This window comes from Sphingobacterium faecale (assembly GCF_016746095.1).
GTDB classification, from domain to species: domain Bacteria; phylum Bacteroidota; class Bacteroidia; order Sphingobacteriales; family Sphingobacteriaceae; genus Sphingobacterium; species Sphingobacterium faecale.
On sequence record NZ_JAERTY010000003.1, the window covers coordinates 220,280 to 239,384 of the forward strand.

Annotated in this window: 16 protein-coding genes; 5 read left to right on the plus strand and 11 right to left on the minus strand. The window is 39.6% G+C overall.

Annotated features, from left to right (window positions below; all coding sequences use genetic code 11):
- Positions 1-6: 6 nt before the first annotated feature.
- The 7 genes from JKG61_RS06545 to fbaA form a co-directional block, all read right to left on the minus strand.
- Positions 7-3,606, minus strand: coding sequence for a response regulator (locus JKG61_RS06545; protein WP_317192398.1), 3,600 nt, complete (start codon positions 3,604-3,606; stop codon positions 7-9).
- A gap of 3 nt (positions 3,607-3,609) precedes the next feature.
- Positions 3,610-5,073 carry an ATP-binding protein gene (locus tag JKG61_RS06550; protein WP_202102170.1) on the minus strand — a complete coding sequence of 488 codons (1,464 nt, stop codon included), beginning with the start codon at positions 5,071-5,073 and terminating at the stop codon, positions 3,610-3,612.
- 108 nt (positions 5,074-5,181) lie between these two features.
- Positions 5,182-5,628 carry a GreA/GreB family elongation factor gene (locus tag JKG61_RS06555; RefSeq protein WP_202102171.1) on the minus strand — a complete coding sequence of 149 codons (447 nt, stop codon included), beginning with the start codon at positions 5,626-5,628 and terminating at the stop codon, positions 5,182-5,184.
- Positions 5,629-5,701: 73 nt separating this feature from the next.
- The gene (locus JKG61_RS06560) at positions 5,702-6,220 is read right to left on the minus strand and encodes a hypothetical protein (protein ID WP_202102172.1); all 519 of its coding nucleotides are present in this window, start codon (positions 6,218-6,220) and stop codon (positions 5,702-5,704) included.
- Positions 6,221-6,357: 137 nt separating this feature from the next.
- Positions 6,358-7,245 (minus strand): bifunctional 5,10-methylenetetrahydrofolate dehydrogenase/5,10-methenyltetrahydrofolate cyclohydrolase, encoded by an 888-nt coding sequence (locus tag JKG61_RS06565; protein WP_202102173.1) that lies wholly within the window; start codon positions 7,243-7,245, stop codon positions 6,358-6,360.
- A 53-nt stretch (positions 7,246-7,298) separates the two neighbouring features.
- A complete protein-coding gene (gene lepA, locus JKG61_RS06570; protein WP_202102174.1) occupies positions 7,299-9,089 on the minus strand; it encodes a translation elongation factor 4 in 1,791 nt (596 codons plus the stop codon).
- 215 nt (positions 9,090-9,304) lie between these two features.
- Positions 9,305-10,384: a class II fructose-bisphosphate aldolase gene (gene fbaA / locus JKG61_RS06575; protein ID WP_202102175.1), complete on the minus strand. Its 1,080-nt coding sequence runs from the start codon at positions 10,382-10,384 to the stop codon at positions 9,305-9,307.
- A 203-nt stretch (positions 10,385-10,587) separates the two neighbouring features.
- Here fbaA and JKG61_RS06580 point away from each other — a divergent pair, with 203 nt between their 5' ends.
- The 4 genes from JKG61_RS06580 to JKG61_RS06595 are packed head-to-tail and all read left to right on the plus strand — an operon-like array spanning position 10,588 to position 14,491.
- Positions 10,588-10,941 (plus strand): arsenate reductase, encoded by a 354-nt coding sequence (locus tag JKG61_RS06580; RefSeq protein ID WP_202102176.1) that lies wholly within the window; start codon positions 10,588-10,590, stop codon positions 10,939-10,941.
- Positions 10,938-12,893 carry a M1 family metallopeptidase gene (locus tag JKG61_RS06585; RefSeq protein ID WP_202102177.1) on the plus strand — a complete coding sequence of 652 codons (1,956 nt, stop codon included), beginning with the start codon at positions 10,938-10,940 and terminating at the stop codon, positions 12,891-12,893. Before JKG61_RS06580 ends, JKG61_RS06585 begins: the two co-directional genes overlap by 4 nt.
- Positions 12,894-12,895: 2 nt before the next feature.
- The gene (locus JKG61_RS06590) at positions 12,896-13,576 is read left to right on the plus strand and encodes a peptidase associated/transthyretin-like domain-containing protein (protein WP_202102178.1); all 681 of its coding nucleotides are present in this window, start codon (positions 12,896-12,898) and stop codon (positions 13,574-13,576) included.
- A gap of 9 nt (positions 13,577-13,585) precedes the next feature.
- A complete protein-coding gene (locus JKG61_RS06595; RefSeq protein WP_237249398.1) occupies positions 13,586-14,491 on the plus strand; it encodes a serine hydrolase in 906 nt (301 codons plus the stop codon).
- Between the two features lie 28 nt (positions 14,492-14,519).
- On the opposite strand, the gene JKG61_RS06600 is transcribed toward JKG61_RS06595, so the two are convergent.
- Both JKG61_RS06600 and JKG61_RS06605 read right to left on the minus strand, forming a co-directional pair.
- Positions 14,520-15,146 (minus strand): carbohydrate-binding family 9-like protein, encoded by a 627-nt coding sequence (locus tag JKG61_RS06600; RefSeq protein WP_202102179.1) that lies wholly within the window; start codon positions 15,144-15,146, stop codon positions 14,520-14,522.
- A 70-nt stretch (positions 15,147-15,216) separates the two neighbouring features.
- Positions 15,217-16,323 carry a phosphotransferase enzyme family protein gene (locus JKG61_RS06605; protein WP_202102180.1) on the minus strand — a complete coding sequence of 369 codons (1,107 nt, stop codon included), beginning with the start codon at positions 16,321-16,323 and terminating at the stop codon, positions 15,217-15,219.
- 188 nt (positions 16,324-16,511) lie between these two features.
- Between JKG61_RS06605 and JKG61_RS06610 the strand changes: the two genes are divergently transcribed.
- Positions 16,512-17,837 (plus strand): hemolysin family protein, encoded by a 1,326-nt coding sequence (locus tag JKG61_RS06610; protein ID WP_202102181.1) that lies wholly within the window; start codon positions 16,512-16,514, stop codon positions 17,835-17,837.
- Here JKG61_RS06610 and trxA read toward each other — a convergent pair.
- Both trxA and JKG61_RS06620 read right to left on the minus strand, forming a co-directional pair.
- On the minus strand, positions 17,834-18,157 hold the full coding sequence (gene trxA / locus JKG61_RS06615; RefSeq protein WP_317192400.1) for a thioredoxin: 324 nt from the start codon (positions 18,155-18,157) through the stop codon (positions 17,834-17,836). The two genes, JKG61_RS06610 and trxA, sit on opposite strands and share 4 nt — an antisense overlap.
- A gap of 36 nt (positions 18,158-18,193) precedes the next feature.
- A complete protein-coding gene (locus tag JKG61_RS06620) occupies positions 18,194-19,051 on the minus strand; it encodes a glycoside hydrolase family 25 protein (RefSeq protein ID WP_202102183.1) in 858 nt (285 codons plus the stop codon).
- Positions 19,052-19,105 lie beyond the last annotated feature (54 nt).

The window sequence follows — 19,105 nt, forward strand, 5'->3', positions numbered from 1 at the left end:
TAAAAATCATACTTTAGATTCATATAACCATACTCGCAATAAAGACAATAATTGGTCCTTATCTACAGGCTTTGAAATGTAATCCGACGCACCAGCCTGAATACATTTCTCCCGATCTCCCACCATAGCTTTTGCCGTGACCGCTATTATTGGCAAACGGGAAAATTTTGGTATACTTCTTATTTCCCTTGTTGTCGCATAACCGTCCATTTCAGGCATCATCATATCCATCAATACTACCGAAATCTTCGGATTCTCCTTTACAATTTCCAATGCTTCCTTGCCATTAGTCGCAGAAAGCACCTCCATCTGATAAGGCTCTAATGTCTTTGTCAAAGAAAATATATTACGGACATCGTCATCAGCAACTAATACAGTCTTCCCTATTAAAACCTCACTTAAAGATCCTAGTTTATTCACTTTCTTTTTATCTACATATCCACTATTTTCTTCAACCAAATGCAAAAATAATCCAACCTCATCTAAAATACGTTGAAACGAATGTGCCGTTTTTACGACGATAGAATCTGCAAATTGTTTAATTTTCAACTCTTCAATCTGCGACAATTGTTTACCTGTAAATATTATAATAGGAAGATTCTCTAGTCCCTTATTAGACTTAATTGCTTCTAAGGTCTGATAGCCGATTTCATCAGGTACTCCCATATCTAAGATTACACAATTCACATCTTCCGACTGGAGTGCATCCACCGTATCAGACACATTCTCTTTGATTTCAGTCTGTATATTGAAATTACTCAAAAAATAAGAAAGCGCAGTCGCATGTTTTGCATTCTCTTCGACGATAAGCACCTTCTTCGGATTATGCGTCAAGGCATCCTCAATACGCTCAAAAATACGCCCCATTTCCTCTATCGCTATAGGTTTATTGATAAAGTCAATCGCTCCTTTCATCAAGCTTTCCCGCTTCATTTTAAGAGAGGACATCATATGTACGGGGATATGTCTGGTCTTCGGATTATTTTTAAGATCATCCATCACCTGCCAACCATCCTTCACAGGTAACTGTATATCTAATAACACCGCCAACGGTTGATACCTCTCCGCAAACTCCATTACTAAATCTCCTCTAACCAACACAATACCTTTATATTTTTGTTTCCGTGTATACTTTAAGAGCGCCTTTGCAAAATGAGTATCATCTTCAACTATTAAGATCAACTTATCTCCCTGTTGAATATCCGCCCTATCATCAGCGACATCCTCAGGAATTTCTATCATCTGATACGATGGTTGTATCTCAAGCGTAGTTTCCACATCTACTACCGACGGCTTCGTTTCTACCCTAGGCGTAACCGATATCTGTTCGGCGACTGCAACTCTATCCATAGGTATTGCAATTGTGAATGTACTTCCCTCATTAAGCTGACTCTGTAGATCAATATACCCTCCGAGCAGACGCATAATCTCCCGACTAATTGATAGTCCTAAGCCAGTACCTCCAAATTTTCTTCTTGTTGATCCATCAGCTTGTTGAAAAGCCTCGAAGATCAGTTTTTGATTTTCATCGCTAATACCTATCCCAGAATCCTTTACCGAAAAACGCACGAAATTCGTATCCTTATCACATCGACTAATACAAAGACTCACCTCTCCCTCCATCGTAAACTTAATAGCATTAGACAGGAGATTACGAAGCACCTGTTCCAATCTCAGCTTATCAGTTTCAATAAAATCAGGGACAGACTCATCGATATTTACGTTAAATGCTATACCTTTTTCCTTAACTATAGGTAAGAACAATCCTTCTAGTTCTCTACAAATTGTGGATAAACTGACCTCTTCATATTCCAACTTCATCTTACCCGCCTCAATCTTAGAAAGGTCAAGAATCTCATCAATCAATGTGAGCAGCCCCGTACCAGAACTCTGAATCACATTAGCCGATTCTACCTGTTCATCAGTTAGATTGTCTTCCACATTTTCTGCTAGCAAACGGGAAAGCAAAAGAATAGAGTTTAAAGGTGTGCGCAATTCGTGAGACATATTCGCTAGAAACTCTGATTTATATTTAGTCGTCAAGGCCAATTCTTCTGCCTTTTTTTGAATTTCCAAATTACGGCTCGCAATCATGTCATTTCTTTCCTCCAACTGCTTCGATCGTTCCTCAAGTTCTTGGTTACTCTGTAATAGTTCTTCTTGTTGCACACGCAGTTCCTCTTCAGAAGCCTGAAGTTTTTGAGCCTGTGCCTCTAGTTCTGTATTAAGATTCTCCAGTTCACTATGTTGGGTCTGGAGCTCTTCCGATTGTGCTTGTGTTTCTTCCAACAGACTTTGTATATAACTCCTACCCTTTGCTGCTAAAAGCTCTAGAGCGACAATCCTAGCAGCTTCTTCCAAAAAAGAAATATCCAATACTTCAAATCTGTCCATAGCTCCCAGCTCTACCACCCCATAACACTGTCCATCTAATACAAGAGGCAGCCATAAAACGTGTTTCAATTTTAATTGTCCATTCGTAAAACTAACGACGAAGCCTGTTTCATCTATGTTTTCCAACAACTTGACACGTTTATCTAGAAACACCTGCCCTATGGCCCCCTCTCCTAGATCATAGGCTTCGCGCATTTGTCCTTCTAGACCATAGTAACTTCGTAGTACCAGTTTTTCCTTATCTAATAGATAAAGCGCCCCGTTAATGCACTCGGCATAATTGATCAGGTGGGCTAACACATCCTCTGCGATCAGTTTATCATTCTTATTACCTCCTAGCACATCATTCAATAATGCCAATCCCGTTTGCTTCCACTCGTTATCATGTATTTCAGCAAATGATTTTTCTAGGGAAGCTGTCATCCGATTCAATGAATTAGCTAGATTACCAAGATCATCTTCGCTTGAATCTGTAACACGTACCGAATAATCTCCCGCCGATACCTTCTTTGCGACCTGCTCAATCATCCTCACACGAGCACGCATATCACTTTCCTTCTTCGAAAGGATTGCCTGCAACTTTTCTCGTTTTTTAAACTCTCCACGAATCTGCACATAAAAGAATACTGTTACTCCCAGTGACAATATAGCAGCTATGACAATAAAAATTGAGGTTATCTGAGAAGATTCATCCAAGTCTGCATTTTGCGTATTTAATACCACCCTTTCCTTGTCAAGAAAGCGGTTGATCAAATTACGGCAACTATCCATATACACTTTACCTTCTACCAGCTGCTCGGTACTTACTGCTTTTCCTTCCTTTTTTTCTCTTTCCCACTTCTCCAAAATCCCCATTCGCGTCTCTACCAGCAGAGATAGGCTATCCACCAGATTTGTCTGCTCTACGTTTTCCTTCACCAAAGCCCGAGTTTCTCGAAAGGATTCTGGCAAAGATACTTGGCTTTTAAAAAATGGTTCTAAAAAAGCTTCGTTATTGGTGAGGTAAAATCCGCGCTGTCCCGTTTCCGCATTTTGAAGGTCAATAAGAATATGGTTTACTGCTTCGATCAATTGTTGTGTACGTACAACTTGCTTTCGATTATCGATTTGCTTTTTTATACTTATATAAGATGCTATGGAGCTCGCAAGAAGTATCAATAAAGATAAACCAAAACCAAATTGCAGCTTTCTAATGACTTGTTTAGGCATCATTGATTAATTTAATGGTATGCTAAAATAAAATGTAGTTCCTTTCCCTTCCTCACTCTCTACCCCATAAGTTCCGTGGTGCTGTTTAATTATCTCCGCACATATATACAATCCTATTCCCAATCCTTGAAACTTAACTGAAGACTCTTCTACTCGATAAAATTTAGAAAAGACATACTCCTGCTTATTCTTTGGAATCCCTATTCCAAAATCTTTCACTTTAATAAATGCCTGACCATCATTTATCCCCGTCTGAACGATTACTTTTTCAGAACCAGGAGAATATTTAATCGCATTGGTAAGAAAATTGATCAACACTTGTTCAATACGGATAGCATCAGCATTCACTTCAACACTTAACGGCTCACCTTCACGTTCTATTACCATATCCAGATGCTCGTGGGTATGTAAAATGGTATCTATAGCATTCCCAATGAGATTTTCTAAATCGAATGAGACAAAGTTCACCTTTAACTTTCCATTCTCTATTTTTGAAATATCCAGGAGATCTGCGATGAGACTTTCCAATTTGATTACCTGGTCCTGAGCACGATGAATATATGTTGAAACATTTCCTTCTTGCTTAACCAGTCGCTCTAGTAGCTGTATATAAGCCTTAATACTCGTTAATGGAGTTTTAAGCTCATGACTAGCAATACTTAAAAATTCATCTTTTTTATTCTCTACCTGTTTTTGATCTTCAATATCAGTAAAAGTTCCTACCCAACTACTTACCATGTCTCCTTCTTTCAGTGGAATAATCCGTAACAAGTGAAAATGATAGGTCTTATCAATAACATTTCTTATACGGATTTCAGCCTCAAAAGGTTCTCCCGATTCAATATGCGTTTCAAAAAGAATATTAATGAGTGTATCTTCAGGATGAACTTCCGGAAAGTCAACGGGTGATTTAGAATATTTAAACCAGTTTTCGTTAACAAAAGTAATTTGTCCATTCGAATCCACAGTAAATGCTATTTGTGGAATTGTTTCCAGGACCATATGTAGAAAATCTACTTTAATCTTTAATTCTTCCTGCGCTTGTTTTCTGCTTTCTACTTCTTGCTGCAGTCTCTTTTTCACTTCATTGAGTGCCAGTGTCTGTTCGTATAATCGATAAAAAGTTTTCACTTTAAGCATCAAGATATCGGGATCTACAGGCTTCGTTATATAATCTATACCGCCAGAGGCATACCCTTTAGTTATAAATTTCTTATCCGTATTAACAGCAGATAAGAAAATAATCGGTATTTCTTTAGTTTTACTATAGCCTGCCAATGTCTCTGCTACTTCAAAACCATCCATTCCAGGCATCTGCACATCCAATATAATGAGCGCATAATCCTTTTTAAGAACATTCTTTAGCGCTTCCTCTCCGGACAATGCAGTATCTACTTGAAAACCTTTAGATTCCAACAAACTCCGAAGCGAAAATATATTCTCAGGCTTGTCATCTACAATCAAAATCATGGATAAACAATTAGTTGTTTTTTCAATTAATGGCCATATATCTTCATTTTCTAGGTGACCACTACCAAAATAAATAAAAAAAACAGAAAAAAGGATACTACTCCCCCTTTATGAGATATTTTCGAGGATAAAACTCTGCCTGTTAAACTCCACATGCTCATTCACCTTCTTAGTCAACAACAGCTTTCCAATAGGTGATTGTGGGGATATTACATATACATTAGGATAAGTAGAAAGCTTTCCAATACTTACCGCAACAAAATACCAATTCTGCTTATCCGTCCTTATTAAACTCCCCAATGAGACAACCGGAGTTGATTTCGTCTGTGTAATCCGTTCTAAGATGTTCAGGTCTTCCTTTGCTAAAGTCAATTGTTGTTGAAACCGGTTTAAATCCTGTTGAATCATCTCTCTTCCTGTTTCGTATTTATCACCAGCACTACTTTTTGTATCTTCTCTTAACGAATTGTCTGCCGACTCTATTGCCAACGTTGTCTCCTTTATTCTATTGTGGACAAATTCAAAACAAGCCTGTAATATCTCTTCTTTGTTCATAAGTATAGCACTCGTATAAAATAATAAACGCCCGTTTCTACCGGGCGTTTACATACGTATTAATTCTTAAAATTTAGTTTTTCAAAGCTTCTTTCAAATTTTTCGCCTTTTTATCAGCTTCATTGGCTACATCTTTTATAGCACCTTCGGCCTTATCTCCAGCATCTTTCAATTTTTCTCCGGCTTTATCTGCTGTATTTTCGATAGCTTCACCGGTTTTCTTGGCTGCATCTTTAGTCGCGTCCACGGCGTCATTAACACCTGACTCTACTTTATCACCAGCTTCTTTTACCGCTTCTTTAGTTTTATTCCAAGCAGCTTCAGCCTCTGACAGTGTCTTACGGGCTGTTTCTTCAGCTTGCTTATCTCCTTTTGCTACGGCTGCGTCCAAATCAGCCTTTGCTTTATTGTATTCAGCTTCTGCTTTTGCTACAGCATCTTTAGATACCTCATCCATCTTATCTAACGAATGATCTAGTTGTTCACCTGCCGTAACCTCACCGTCCGCATTCTTGTCCTTCGAAGGAGAATTGTTGCACGATGCAAATGTGATTGCTCCCGCTACTACTGCTAATAATGCAATTTTTTTCATTGGAATATAATTTTTAAAATGGCGATGAATCTACCACAGGTATAACCTTTATTTTATCAGCAGTATACCTATGATGGTTCATACAAATGAATTTAGTTAACCTTAGATTACAATCAATTTGTATGCCAAAACAAAATTTAACCTTTAGCGTAAATAGTACCCTTCGCAGCCTCCAGTGTATTCTTCAGAAGTCCAACAATAGTCATCAGGCCTACGCCCCCTGGTACAGGAGTGATCCATGATGCTTTTGGTGCGACATTATCAAAATCTACATCACCGTACAACTTAAATCCCGATTTGGTCTCCGTAGAGTTTTCTCTATTAATGCCCACATCTATGACAATCGCTCCATCTTTCACCATATCCGCTGTCACAAAATTCTTCTTACCAATAGCGGCTACAATGATATCTCCACGCAACACTTCTGTTTTGAGATCTTTTGTCTTACTATGTGTCAATGTCACGGTACAATTCCCTGGATTGCTGTTTCTCGCCAATAAAATACTCATTGGAGAGCCGACAATATTACTCCGACCTACGACTACTGCGTGTTTTCCAGCTGTATCAATACCATAATGCGCAAGCATCAACATGATACCATAGGGCGTAGCCGGAATAAAACAAGGCAGATTACGCTGCATACGTCCCAAATTAATGGGGTGAAAACCATCCACATCTTTTCGATGATCGATAGCTTCCGTTACTTTATCTGGATCGATATGCGCTGGCAACGGCAATTGCACGATCAATCCATCGATATTAGGATCTTTGTTTATTTCTTGAATCTTAGCAATCAGTTCTGCTTCAGACACCTCTACATCATACCGTATATTAGTAGACTCAAACCCAACCAGCTCACAATTTCTCATCTTGCTAGCTACATAAGTTTCGCTTCCACCGTCATTTCCTACCAAAATAGCAACAAGGTGAGGTTTTCTTCCTGAAGCAGCAGTAAAAGCTGCAGTTTCGACTTTTATATCTTCTTTAATCTTCGTAGATACTTCTTTACCGTCTAGTATATTCATAGTTTTTAGTATTCACTAGTTAGTTGTCAATTAACCTTCTAACTCCCTAACTTTTAGTCTAATTTTAACACCGCCATAAATGCCGATTGTGGTATCTCCACATTACCAACCTGACGCATACGTTTTTTACCTTTTTTCTGTTTTTCCAATAATTTACGCTTACGGGAGATATCACCTCCGTAACACTTCGCCGTGACATCTTTACGCAAAGCGGAGATTGTTTCACGTGCGATGATCTTAGCGCCTATAGAAGCCTGAATACGAATTTCGAATTGTTGTCTAGGTAATAATTCTTTCAATTTTTCACAGATCTTCTTACCAAAATCATAAGCATTACTTCTGTGAATCAATGATGACAATGCATCCACCGGCTCGTCATTAAGACGGATATCCAATTTGACTAAGTCGGATTGGCGGTATCCAATCTGATGGTAATCAAAAGAAGCATAGCCCTTAGATATTGTTTTTAATTTATCATAAAAGTCAAATACAATCTCACCCATCGGCATCTCAAACACCAATTCTACGCGATCCGAGGTCAGATAAGACTGATTGATTATCGTTCCTCTCTTCTGAATACAAAGAGACATCACAGGGCCTACAAATTCAGCTTTGGTAATAATATTAGCTTTGATATAAGGTTCTTCGATAAAGTCCAATTTACTCGGATCAGGCAAATCAGATGGGTTGTGAACCACAATTTCCTCTTTATCCTTACTTAAGAAAGCACGGTACGACACGTTGGGCACGGTAGTAATTACCGTCATATCAAATTCCCGTTCGAGACGTTCTTGGATGATTTCCATGTGGAGCATTCCTAGGAATCCACAACGGAATCCAAATCCTAAAGCTGCAGAAGATTCTGGTTCGAATACTAACGAAGCATCATTCAACTGAAGCCGGTGCATAGACTCACGCAACTCCTCATAATCCTCTGTATCGACCGGATATATCCCAGCAAAGACCATCGGCTTTACCTCTTCAAATCCTTTGATAGCTTCCAGACAAGGGCGTTCTTTATGCGTAATCGTATCTCCCACTTTTACCTCACGGGCTTCTTTAATCCCCGATATGATATAACCTACATCTCCGGTTTTGATGACATTTTTAGCAACCTGATTTAATTTCAACGTACCAACCTCATCCGCATAATATTCTTTGCCCGTTGCAACGAACTTAACCTTATCCCCCTTCTTGATCTCTCCATTCTCAACTTTAAAGTAAGCCATAATCCCCCTAAAGGAGTTAAAGACAGAGTCAAAAATCAAAGCCTGTAATGGCGCGTCAGGATCACCTACAGGGGCCGGCACACGTTCAACAATCGCACGCAAGATATCGGGTATTCCTAGTCCAGTCTTTCCGGATGCGGGTATGATTTCTTCCCTTTTACCACCTATTAGATCTATGATCTGATCTTTCACCTCTTCAGGCATAGCTCCCGGAAGATCCATCTTATTTAAGATAGGAATAATTTCCAAGTCATGCTCCATGGCTAGATACAGATTTGAGATCGTCTGTGCCTGTATCCCTTGAGATGCATCTACAATCAGCAACGCCCCTTCACAAGCCGCAATAGATCGTGATACCTCATAAGAAAAATCCACGTGTCCAGGTGTATCTATTAGGTTAAGAATATATTGCTGCCCATCCTGAGTATACTCCATCTGAATAGCATGGCTCTTAATCGTGATACCTCTTTCTCTTTCCAAATCCATACTATCCAACAACTGGGCTTGGGCCTCACGCTGTGAGATGGTATTTGTATATTCCAATAATCTATCTGCCAAGGTACTTTTACCATGGTCGATATGTGCTATTATACAAAAATTACGTATATGCTTCATATAGGGTTTATGCCTTCTTTTATAAACGGCAAATATACTGTATTTAAGTGAATTTTTTTTTCGAAAACGCTTGTTTTTTTAGCGATTCTTTTTTAACTGTGTCTCCAATCAAGAACAGACCTTAGCAGGTACCGAAAAGATATTCCTTTACATCAAAGAGGCCGCTCATTGATAGGGAGCAGCCTCTTATTTAAAATCATACAGCGTAGTGTGAATTACAACTTACTATTCACGTCTATTGCATTCAATTCTTCAAAAGCCTGTTTCAAACGGGTAACGAAAGCTTCTTCACCTTTACGTAACCAGACACGTGGGTCATAGTATTTTTTGTTCGGAGAATCTGCTCCTTCTGGGTTACCAATCTGTCCCTGTAGGTAGTCATGGTTCTTCGCTTCGTAACCCCGAACACCGTCCCAGAACGCCCACTGCATATCAGTATCGATATTCATCTTAATAGCACCATAAGAGATTGCTTCAGCGATTTCTTCCGGTGAAGACCCTGAACCACCATGGAACACAAAGTTCACTGGTTTCTCGGCAGCCAACTTATATTTTTCACGGATATGCTCCTGTGAATTATGTAGAATAACCGGTTGTAACTTCACATTTCCGGGTTTATAAACACCATGCACATTACCAAAAGCAGCTGCTACTGTGAATTTATCGGAAACTTTGGACAGCTCTTCATAAGCATAAGCCACTTCTTCCGGCTGTGTATATAGCTTAGAGCTGTCTACATCTGTATTATCAACTCCATCTTCTTCACCTCCGGTAACCCCCAACTCGATCTCTACCGTCATACCAAGAGGTTTCATCCGCTCCAAATAACGTTTAGATATTTCTATATTTTCTTCAATAGGTTCTTCCGAAAGATCTAACATATGCGAAGAGAATAAAGGTTTACCATGGGCTGCAAAAAACTTCTCTCCTGCATCCAAAAGACCATCGATCCAAGGTAACAATTTCTTTGCTGCGTGATCTGTATGCAAAATAACCGCAACTCCATAGTGTTCTGCCAACAAATGTACGTGCTGAGCGGCCGAAACAGCGCCCAGAACACAGGCTTTTAGTCCATCATTATTCAATGTCTTGCCCGCATAAAACTGAGCACCCCCATTTGACAATTGAATGATTACCGGAGAGTTTACTGCTTTCGCAGTCTCCATCACCGCATTGATAGAATTAGTACCTATCACATTTACAGCTGGAAGCGCAAATTTGTGCGTCTTAGCAATCTCAAACAATTCTTGAACTTGACCACCAGTAAGTACACCTTTATAATCTTTTAGGCTCATTTTTTTTTATTTTAGTTTTACTTCTTTGATTGGATAAAGTTAAGTGTTTTAAATGACAATGAAAATATTAGTGTAAAAAATACACTAAGACAGCATATTCAACTCGATTAAAAAATATTTAACGCGATTCTGTTACATACATATTATTGCATATAATGTCAAAATTGGCTAAGTTTAACAAATAAAAACAATCAAAATATAGTATGTTGGAAATATACGGGATCAAAAACTGTAACACAGTGAAGAAAGCACTGGATTGGCTAAGTGCAAATGATATTGCCTACACTTTTCATGATTATAAAAAAGAACCTGCCACACAAGAAAGACTTGAAAAATGGGAAAAAAGCATCAGCTGGGAGTCTCTCGTCAATAAAAAAGGTACAACCTGGAAAAAGCTATCTGCTGAAGAACAGGCGCTAGTGATAGATGCATCTTCAGCCAATACTGTACTTCTTGCCAACAACAGTATGATTAAAAGACCTGTCATTGAATTTGAGGGGGGAATAATTCTCGGTTTTGATGAAGCTATTTACCAAGAAAAACTACTAAAAATATGATGTACAACCCCTTCAAATACCTTTTCTATCTCGGTTTAGTGGCTGCCCCTCTGTTGTCCCAAGCCCAGCAAAAGAGCCAATACAATTACTCCGAAGCTTTCGGTCCTAATTTCTACACTGAAAATGGCACAACTTATCGGTCTGCCAGTGGCAAGCCCGGCCCTGCTTATTGGCAGAATTCGGCCAGCTATTCCATCAAAGCAAAGCTCAACGACCAGCAAGATCAAATCAAGGGCTCCGTTCAGATTACCTATACCAACAATAGCCCCGAGGACTTGGACTTCATCTGGTTTCAATTGGACCAGAACCTGTTCAACAATGATTCCAGAGGACAGGCGACCATTCCGCTATCCGACAGCCGCTATGGCAGTTCAAACAACAGCTTTGAAGGAGGCTACCAATTGAACAACCTCGCCATCGACGGAAAGTCCCTGGCAACGGCATATACTATCACCGACACCAGAATGCGAGTGGATCTTCCCAGCCCCCTAAAAGCTAAAGGAGGGAAAACCACGATCAGCATGGATTTTGAATTTTCCATTCCCGAATATGGCGCCGATCGTACAGGTATTCTGAATACGTCAAACGGCAAAATATATGCTATTGCGCAATGGTATCCTCGCGTTTGTGTATTTGATGATATCCTGGGATGGAATACCCATCCTTATACCGGACCAGGTGAATTCTATCTTGAATTTGGCGATTATAACATCGAAATCACGGCACCTGCCAATCATATTGTCGTATCAGGCGGCGAACTCTTAAATCCCGATGAAGTATGGACTCCAGAACAGCTAAAACGCTATAACGCCGCAAAGAGCTCTGACGAAACGCTCCTGATACGCAGCGCAGCAGAGGTCGCCAGCAAATCATCTCGTCCAGCCAAAAAGGAGCTCACCTGGAAATACCGCTTAAATAATGCACATGATGTTGCTTGGGCCTCATCTCCGGCTTTCATTATTGATGCCGCTAAAATAAACCTTCCTTCAGGAAAATCATCCCTAGCGATGTCAGCTTATCCAAAAGAAAGCAATGGAGGTAATGCTTGGGAACGCTCGACAGAATACACGAAAGCGTCGATTGAACATTATTCAAAAAAATGGTTTGAGTACCCCTATCCTGTTGCTGTTAATGTAGCATCCAATGTTGGAGGTATGGAGTATCCTGCTCTTTCCTTTTGTGGGTATAAAGCCAAAGCGGCCAACCTATGGGGAGTTACAGATCACGAATTTGGACACAACTGGTTTCCTATGATAGTAGGTAGCAATGAAAGGTTACACGGCTGGATGGACGAAGGTTTTAATACCTTTATCAATGATATCTCGACAGAAGTATTCAACAAGGGTGAATATGCTATGAAATACGGCAAGAAAAATGCATTAGCATTAACCTTATTCAACCCTTCACTGGAGCCTGTTATAAACAGCCCTCAGACCATGAAAGAACGTAATATTGGGTATTTGGTATATTACAAGCCTGCATATGCACTACACCTACTTCGGGACGAAATAATTGGTCGGGAACGCTTTGACAAAGCTTTCCGCAAATACATCGAGCATTGGGCGTACAAACATCCGGCTCCAAATGACTTCTTCCGCACCATAGAAAATGAAACCGGAGAAAACCTAAACTGGTTCTGGAGAGGGCTTTTCCAAAACAACTGGCAAATGGACCAAGCGATCACTGAAGTACGTTATGTAGAATTGGATCCGTCCAAAGGTGCTATTGTAACCGTTGAAAATCTGGATAAACTACCTATGCCGGTAGAAATAGAAGCAACTACAGTAAATGGTAAAAAATTCACGGTCAAACTTCCTGTCGAAATATGGGAACGGAACAATAAATGGACCTTTAAATTAAATTCCACGGAAAAACTCACCGAGGTAAGATTAGACCCTCGCGGTGTCTTCCCTGATATCAACCCAGACAATAACACATGGCGATCCAAATAACAATGAAATCGATACGACTAATAATTACGACCTGCCTATTCATTGGATTACAACATTCCTTTGCTCAGGATATAAAAGGCTATGTTTATGAGCTTGTCAGCAGCACGCCGTTATGGAATACCACCATAAAAAACTTAAGAACGCAGGAAATCGTACAATCCGATCGCGATGGTAGCTTCAAAATCGCCGGTCAGGTCAATGACTACCTTGTTTTTACCAATCCTGGATACAAACAAGACACTATATTCTATTACGAAGACAATATCCGTCGGATATATATGACCCGAGACGAGAGTTTAATCTCTATTGACGAGGTCGTTGTCAGTAGAATGACAGACAGCAGATTGGCCGCCGAAATCGCGAAGGCGCAAAATGAAGGAAAAGCTGTAGATGCAGGCCAAGAACGCGGAGGACTACGTGTTTCACCATCTAGACTATTCGGCAAAAAAGCAAAAGAGGCACGCAAGAACTTGGCTTTACTAGTTTCAGAACAGGAAAAAAGAGAGGTTGACCGTCGATTTACGACACAACTGATCGCAGCTACCGTGCCGTTAAGCCCAGATGAGATCGCATTGTTCAGAGAACGTTTCAGACCGACTCCCGAACTGATAAAGAAAGCTTCTAACGAAGATCTAAAGGTATATATACTTGACTCTTATAAAAAATTCAAGTCCGACAAATAAAATTATATTATGATTTTACGTTTTAACAGCATAATTGTACTTTTTTTATTAACATTTGCTACTGCTCATGCTCAGAAAGTAGATCTCAAACTAGAGCAAAAGCTAAAAAAAGAAATCGCTGACTTCCGTGGGGATATTGGCATCTACGTACATCAACTGAAGAGTAACAAGATTGCTGCGGTTAATGCTGATACGACCTTTCCCACAGCCAGCATTGTGAAGGTACCTATCTTAGTAGGAGTTTTTCAGAAGGTAGCACAAGGTGAGCTCAAGCTAGAACAACCGTTTCAATATTCGGACAAAAGAGCGTATGGAGGATCAGGTCTTATGCAGTTTTATAAAGACAGTGCACAGACCGATTTATCCACCATGATTTCGCTCATGCTGACCTATAGTGATAATGTAACTTCAATCTGGTTACAAGAACTAGCAGGCGGTGGAGCTCAGATCAACCCTCTTATGAATCAACTGGGGCTGACACAAACCAAAGTAAATTCCAGAACAAAAGGTCGAGAAAAAATCTGGGAAGAATATGGTTGGGGACAGACTACCCCACGAGAGATGGCCAAACTCTTTACGTTAATCCGTAATGGCCAGGTCATCGATCAGCGTCATTCGGATAAAATGTACCGATACCTCAAAAATCAATTTTACAATGGTCGGTCTCTATCGCAAATTCCCTCGTGGGTTAATACTATTGCCAAAACAGGATCAGTAGATCGTGCACGCGGTGAAGTAGTATTAGTCAATGCTCCCAGTGGAGATTATGTTTTCTGCATTCTGACTAAAAACAATGAAGATGCAAGTTGGACCGACAAAAATGAAGCAGAAGAATTAACAAGGCGACTATCCAGTATTATCTGGAATCATTTTGAACCGAAGCATCCCTTTCAAAGCTTTGCTCCTATAAAATAAAAGAAGGTGTCCAAAAGGACACCTTCTTTTATTCAAATGTAATCTCACCAAAAAACTCGGGCAGGTGAAAATTTGGCTTATCATTCTTAATGGCACTCCATGAAACAAAATGAGGCCTCGGCAGTCCATCCCCACACTTATAAAAATTAGCATGGTACGTTTTTCCGGAGTAGGAAATATTACCAAATATCTGCTTCGGGATCTGTAGAAAAATCTCCCACCTCTTTTCTCCTTTTCTTTTCACAATCTTTGTACAGGCATCTACACTTTCTACGGATTCTATGTCCAGGCGTTTACGAAGCGACTTATCTGTTGGTCCGTACCCTATCAACCCTGTAGCCAATACATTAAATTCAAAATTATAATAAGTCTGTTTTTGATCAAAAGAAACAAAGAACTCTACACAACTATCCTCCCATACATTTTCGTTAGGACGGATATATTGTCCCTTTACAAATTCCTCCGTTACGGCATAGTGCAAATAAATAAACTTATCGGAGTGCGCTATCTGAAAACGTACCTCTGGACAATAGGGATACATCGACTGCCACGGGCATTCAGCGATAACATTCCAAGAAAGTGTTGCGAAAGTCTCTTCGAGCGCCTTAAAATCATTATCTAAATCAGTAATCTTTTCAACAGTCAGTTTATTCATACAGTTTTATTTGCTCTTTACGGCCTAATCGACCAAACTTAATTAAAATGCACCGTATTCACCAATATAATTAATTAACCAAACTTTGATGAAGTATATCGATAAGCTCTTCTTCGTGCGCTTCCAGTTCTTTAACCAGCTTTAACTGTGTATTAGTTCGTACGAGATTATGATCCATATAGTGTACTTTATAATAACGGTCACCGTCAATATAATCGGTCAGAAAACGAACAGCTTGCATGTAAGGCAGCAGTAAAACGCCATACCATAATGATTCAATTTCTTTTTCAGTCAAAAAGTCCTTAGCTTCACTGAAATACCCTTCCGTATATGCTTGGAACAAAGGAATATTCAAAACCACCTTATTCACATCCTTTTCATCCTCCGCAGCTGTATTGATAATAGTACGTATCGCATCTCCAAAATCATAAGCAATATAGCCAGGCATCACTGTATCAAGATCGATCACACACTGTACATTATCATCTTGATCCAATAGTACATTATTAAACTTTGTATCATTATGTGTAATACGTAACGGCAACTCACCATTTTTTGCCATAATAATTATACGGCGCATGCGTTCCTCACGTTCGAAAATATACGCAAGAATATCCTCTACCTGACTTAATCGACCTACCTTATCATCCGCTATCGCCTTTCTTAGGTTTGACAGTCTAAATTCGACATTATGAAAGTTGGGTAAAATTTCCACAAGCTTAGTTGCATCCAATGAGGAGAGTTGTTTTTGAAACTTACCAAATGCCATTCCTCCGGAAAAGGCCTGCTTAGGAGTTTCCACAATATCATAGCTTTTGGTACCATCCAATAGAATAAAGACACGCCAATAATCACCACTTACGTCTTTAAGATATTTAGCCCCCTCATTCGTTGGAATAATTGTCAACGTATACCTATTGACATCTTCTACTTTTCCCTGCAGTACAGATTTTAAATGATTGGTCACCAAATCTATATTATGCATAAGCCCTTCAACATCGGGAAATATGTGATGGTTTATTCTTTGCAATAAGTAAGAAACTCCACCGTCTTTCATTTGAAGTCTAAAAGTATCATTTATATGTCCAGAACCAAAACGTTCTATACCAACGACCTTACTATCGAGTTTAAAACTACTTGCTACTCGCTCCACTTCCTCGGAATCGTACAATGACATAGATTAATGTTTATAATTATTTTTATTTAAAAAACCGTTAAATTACTGCAATATCAATAATTAGAAACATTAAGTAAAGTTTTTTTTTCAATCAAACGATTGCACTATTAACTCAATAATAAACGAAATTATTCTACGTTTTACTTTCACGATTTATTATATTCGTAAAATACACCTCGTATATTCATATGATAACTGAAATAATCATAATTCTCGTACTCATTTTATTAAATGGTATTCTTTCCGCTTCCGAAATCGCAATTGTCTCTGCCCGAAAAGCCCGCTTACAGGCTTCAGCGGCCAATAATCTGGGAGCAAAGCGCGCGCTAAAACTCAAACAACAACCGAATCAGTTCCTTTCTACCGTACAGATCGGTATTACTTTGATAGGAATCCTGACTGGTTTTTTCTCTGGGGGTTCTATATCGACCTACCTTGCCGAAGTATTGAATAATGTACCTGCTCTCGCACCCTACAGCCAGTCTCTTTCGGTGCTTATAGTCGTTATTATCATAACCTACCTATCTTTGGTTATTGGAGAGTTGGTTCCAAAACGTATAGGAATGGCAATTCCAGAAAAATATGCTTCATTGATAGCGATACCGATGGATACGCTCAGTAAAATAGTAAAACCATTTGTGTGGGCACTGTCTGTATCGACCGACTTTATCGTCAAACTCCTTAACATCAAAGTCTCCAACAATAGTGTTACAGAAGAAGAGATCAAAGCCCTCGTCGACGAAGGTGTCGACAGTGGTATTATCGAAGACTTTGAGCACGATATGGTGGACCGACTGCTTAATATCGGTGACAAAAGAGCGATCAATATGATGGTACACCGTAGCGACATAGCCTACCTAGACCTTGAAGATTCGATGGAGGATATCAAAGCATACATTACCAAAAACGAGCATACGGAATATCCTGTCTGCGATGGCAATTTTGACCAGATAAAAGGCATTGTCCACACCAAAAGTATCCTGAAAGCCTTTTTAAATGAAGAAAAGATAGACCTTAAAAAGCTTGTACAACCTATTCCCTTCGTAAACGAAAACAGCAGTATCTACTCTGTACTTGATGTATTAAAATCAGGCAAGGTGCTACAAGCAGTCGTCATTGACGAATACGGAAGTCCACAAGGTATTATTACCGTAAAAGATATCATGGCAGGCTTAGTCGGCGGCTTCGATGACAACTCCTCAAGTAGCCGGTCTAAACTGTTCAGACAACGAGAGGACGGTACATTTGTACTCGAGGGACGTTATCAACTCGATGACTTTTTCGAAAAATTCGATATTAATATCACCGACGAGGATGAAGACGAACTGGGTAACATAACCACTTTAGCAGGTTTAGTTTTCCTATTACTCGATCACATGCCTATGGAAGGCGAAACTGTATTCTATAAAGGGTATCGCCTCGAAGTATTGGATATGGATGGCAACCGCATCGATAAAATCGCTCTCTCGAGACAGGAAAATCATGGGGCTGCTGAAATCTCTAATATAGATTAACTCAGATACTGGTTAATGACAGTCAACATTTGAGATTTGGTTAACAGCCCACTTTGCCTCCAGACCTGCGCTCCATCCCGATATAGAATCATCGTCGGTACCCCTTGTACAGCAAAGCTTTTAGCCAATGCCTGATTTCGATCGACATCAACTTTCAAAACCGACAATTGATCACCAAAATGGTCTTTGACCTCTTTTAAGATAGGAGCCAATGTTTGACAAGGCCCACACCATTCTGCAGAAAAGTCAACAAGAACCAACTTGCTTTTATTTATTAATTCATTAAAATTTGCCATAATTATTACAACAACGAATAAAATTCCCTTTTGTTTTCATCTCTTTAGGATAGCACACCGCTACCGTTCAAAAGGAATACATAATTTCTCCAATGCTTCTATATCCCCTTGAAACATATTCAAGTCGACATAGCCTTTGATTCCCGAAACAGCTCCGCGTTCGGAGAACTGCCAAAAGTTCCAATGTCCTTTAGGCTTTTCGACCCAAAAGTTATAATTGGCGATCCACAGCGTATAGTCACGAAACTCCTTTTCCAAGAAATCAGAGAAATAGCTGTCGCCCGAATATACAATAGGCTTCACTTTATAGTGATCCTCCACTCTGTCCAACCAACGCTTCAGACCGACCTTCAGACTATCCATAGATTGACTTTTTGGGCGTTCTTCAATATCCAATACCGGAGGCAGATCTCCTGATGACAGCTTCACCGTACGGATAAAATTCTCAGCCTGCTTTACCGAGTTTTCATTAGGTCTGAAATAGTGATAAGCGCCACGCAACTTATTCCGTTCCTGTGCCCCTTTCCAATTCGTCTGGAACTTCTTATCTTTATTTTTCTGCCCCATTGTAGCACGTACAAAGACAAAATCTACTGGAAACTCCTGATTGATAAGTTCTACTTCCTCCCAATTGATTTTCCCTTGGTATTCACTGATATCGATTCCAAAAACCTTATCCCGATGTTCAGACATCAAAAAGATATTACGCGCATCATGCTTATTCTTATCTGAGTCCGTAAAACGAGCCTCCTTACCGACCAAAGCTTTAACGTAATAGAATATACCTGCACGATAATGCCAAACAGCAAATAAAAAAATCAGACCAATAGGAATAAGAATACTCCACATCAAATAAGGTTTTCTATCACTCGCCGTTGAGACCAACTTCTCCTTACTCCTTTTCTGATACTTTGCCATAGTGCACCGAAAATACTGTATTTATTAGATTCAAGCAAGATTTTTAACATGACA

What these genes read in the sequence shown, in the direction of transcription:
- JKG61_RS06545 (WP_317192398.1), bottom strand. Translation starts at nt 3,606, where the DNA reads ATGATGCCTAAACAAGTCATTAGAAAGCTGCAATTTGGTTTTGGTTTA.
- JKG61_RS06550 (WP_202102170.1), bottom strand. Translation starts at nt 5,073, where the DNA reads ATGATTTTGATTGTAGATGACAAGCCTGAGAATATATTTTCGCTTCGG.
- JKG61_RS06555 (WP_202102171.1), bottom strand. Translation starts at nt 5,628, where the DNA reads ATGAACAAAGAAGAGATATTACAGGCTTGTTTTGAATTTGTCCACAAT.
- JKG61_RS06560 (WP_202102172.1), bottom strand. Translation starts at nt 6,220, where the DNA reads ATGAAAAAAATTGCATTATTAGCAGTAGTAGCGGGAGCAATCACATTT.
- JKG61_RS06565 (WP_202102173.1), bottom strand. Translation starts at nt 7,245, where the DNA reads ATGAATATACTAGACGGTAAAGAAGTATCTACGAAGATTAAAGAAGAT.
- lepA (WP_202102174.1), bottom strand. Translation starts at nt 9,089, where the DNA reads ATGAAGCATATACGTAATTTTTGTATAATAGCACATATCGACCATGGT.
- fbaA (WP_202102175.1), bottom strand. Translation starts at nt 10,384, where the DNA reads ATGAGCCTAAAAGATTATAAAGGTGTACTTACTGGTGGTCAAGTTCAA.
- JKG61_RS06580 (WP_202102176.1), top strand. Translation starts at nt 10,588, where the DNA reads ATGTTGGAAATATACGGGATCAAAAACTGTAACACAGTGAAGAAAGCA.
- JKG61_RS06585 (WP_202102177.1), top strand. Translation starts at nt 10,938, where the DNA reads ATGATGTACAACCCCTTCAAATACCTTTTCTATCTCGGTTTAGTGGCT.
- JKG61_RS06590 (WP_202102178.1), top strand. Translation starts at nt 12,896, where the DNA reads ATGAAATCGATACGACTAATAATTACGACCTGCCTATTCATTGGATTA.
- JKG61_RS06595 (WP_237249398.1), top strand. Translation starts at nt 13,586, where the DNA reads ATGATTTTACGTTTTAACAGCATAATTGTACTTTTTTTATTAACATTT.
- JKG61_RS06600 (WP_202102179.1), bottom strand. Translation starts at nt 15,146, where the DNA reads ATGAATAAACTGACTGTTGAAAAGATTACTGATTTAGATAATGATTTT.
- JKG61_RS06605 (WP_202102180.1), bottom strand. Translation starts at nt 16,323, where the DNA reads ATGTCATTGTACGATTCCGAGGAAGTGGAGCGAGTAGCAAGTAGTTTT.
- JKG61_RS06610 (WP_202102181.1), top strand. Translation starts at nt 16,512, where the DNA reads ATGATAACTGAAATAATCATAATTCTCGTACTCATTTTATTAAATGGT.
- JKG61_RS06620 (WP_202102183.1), bottom strand. Translation starts at nt 19,051, where the DNA reads ATGGCAAAGTATCAGAAAAGGAGTAAGGAGAAGTTGGTCTCAACGGCG.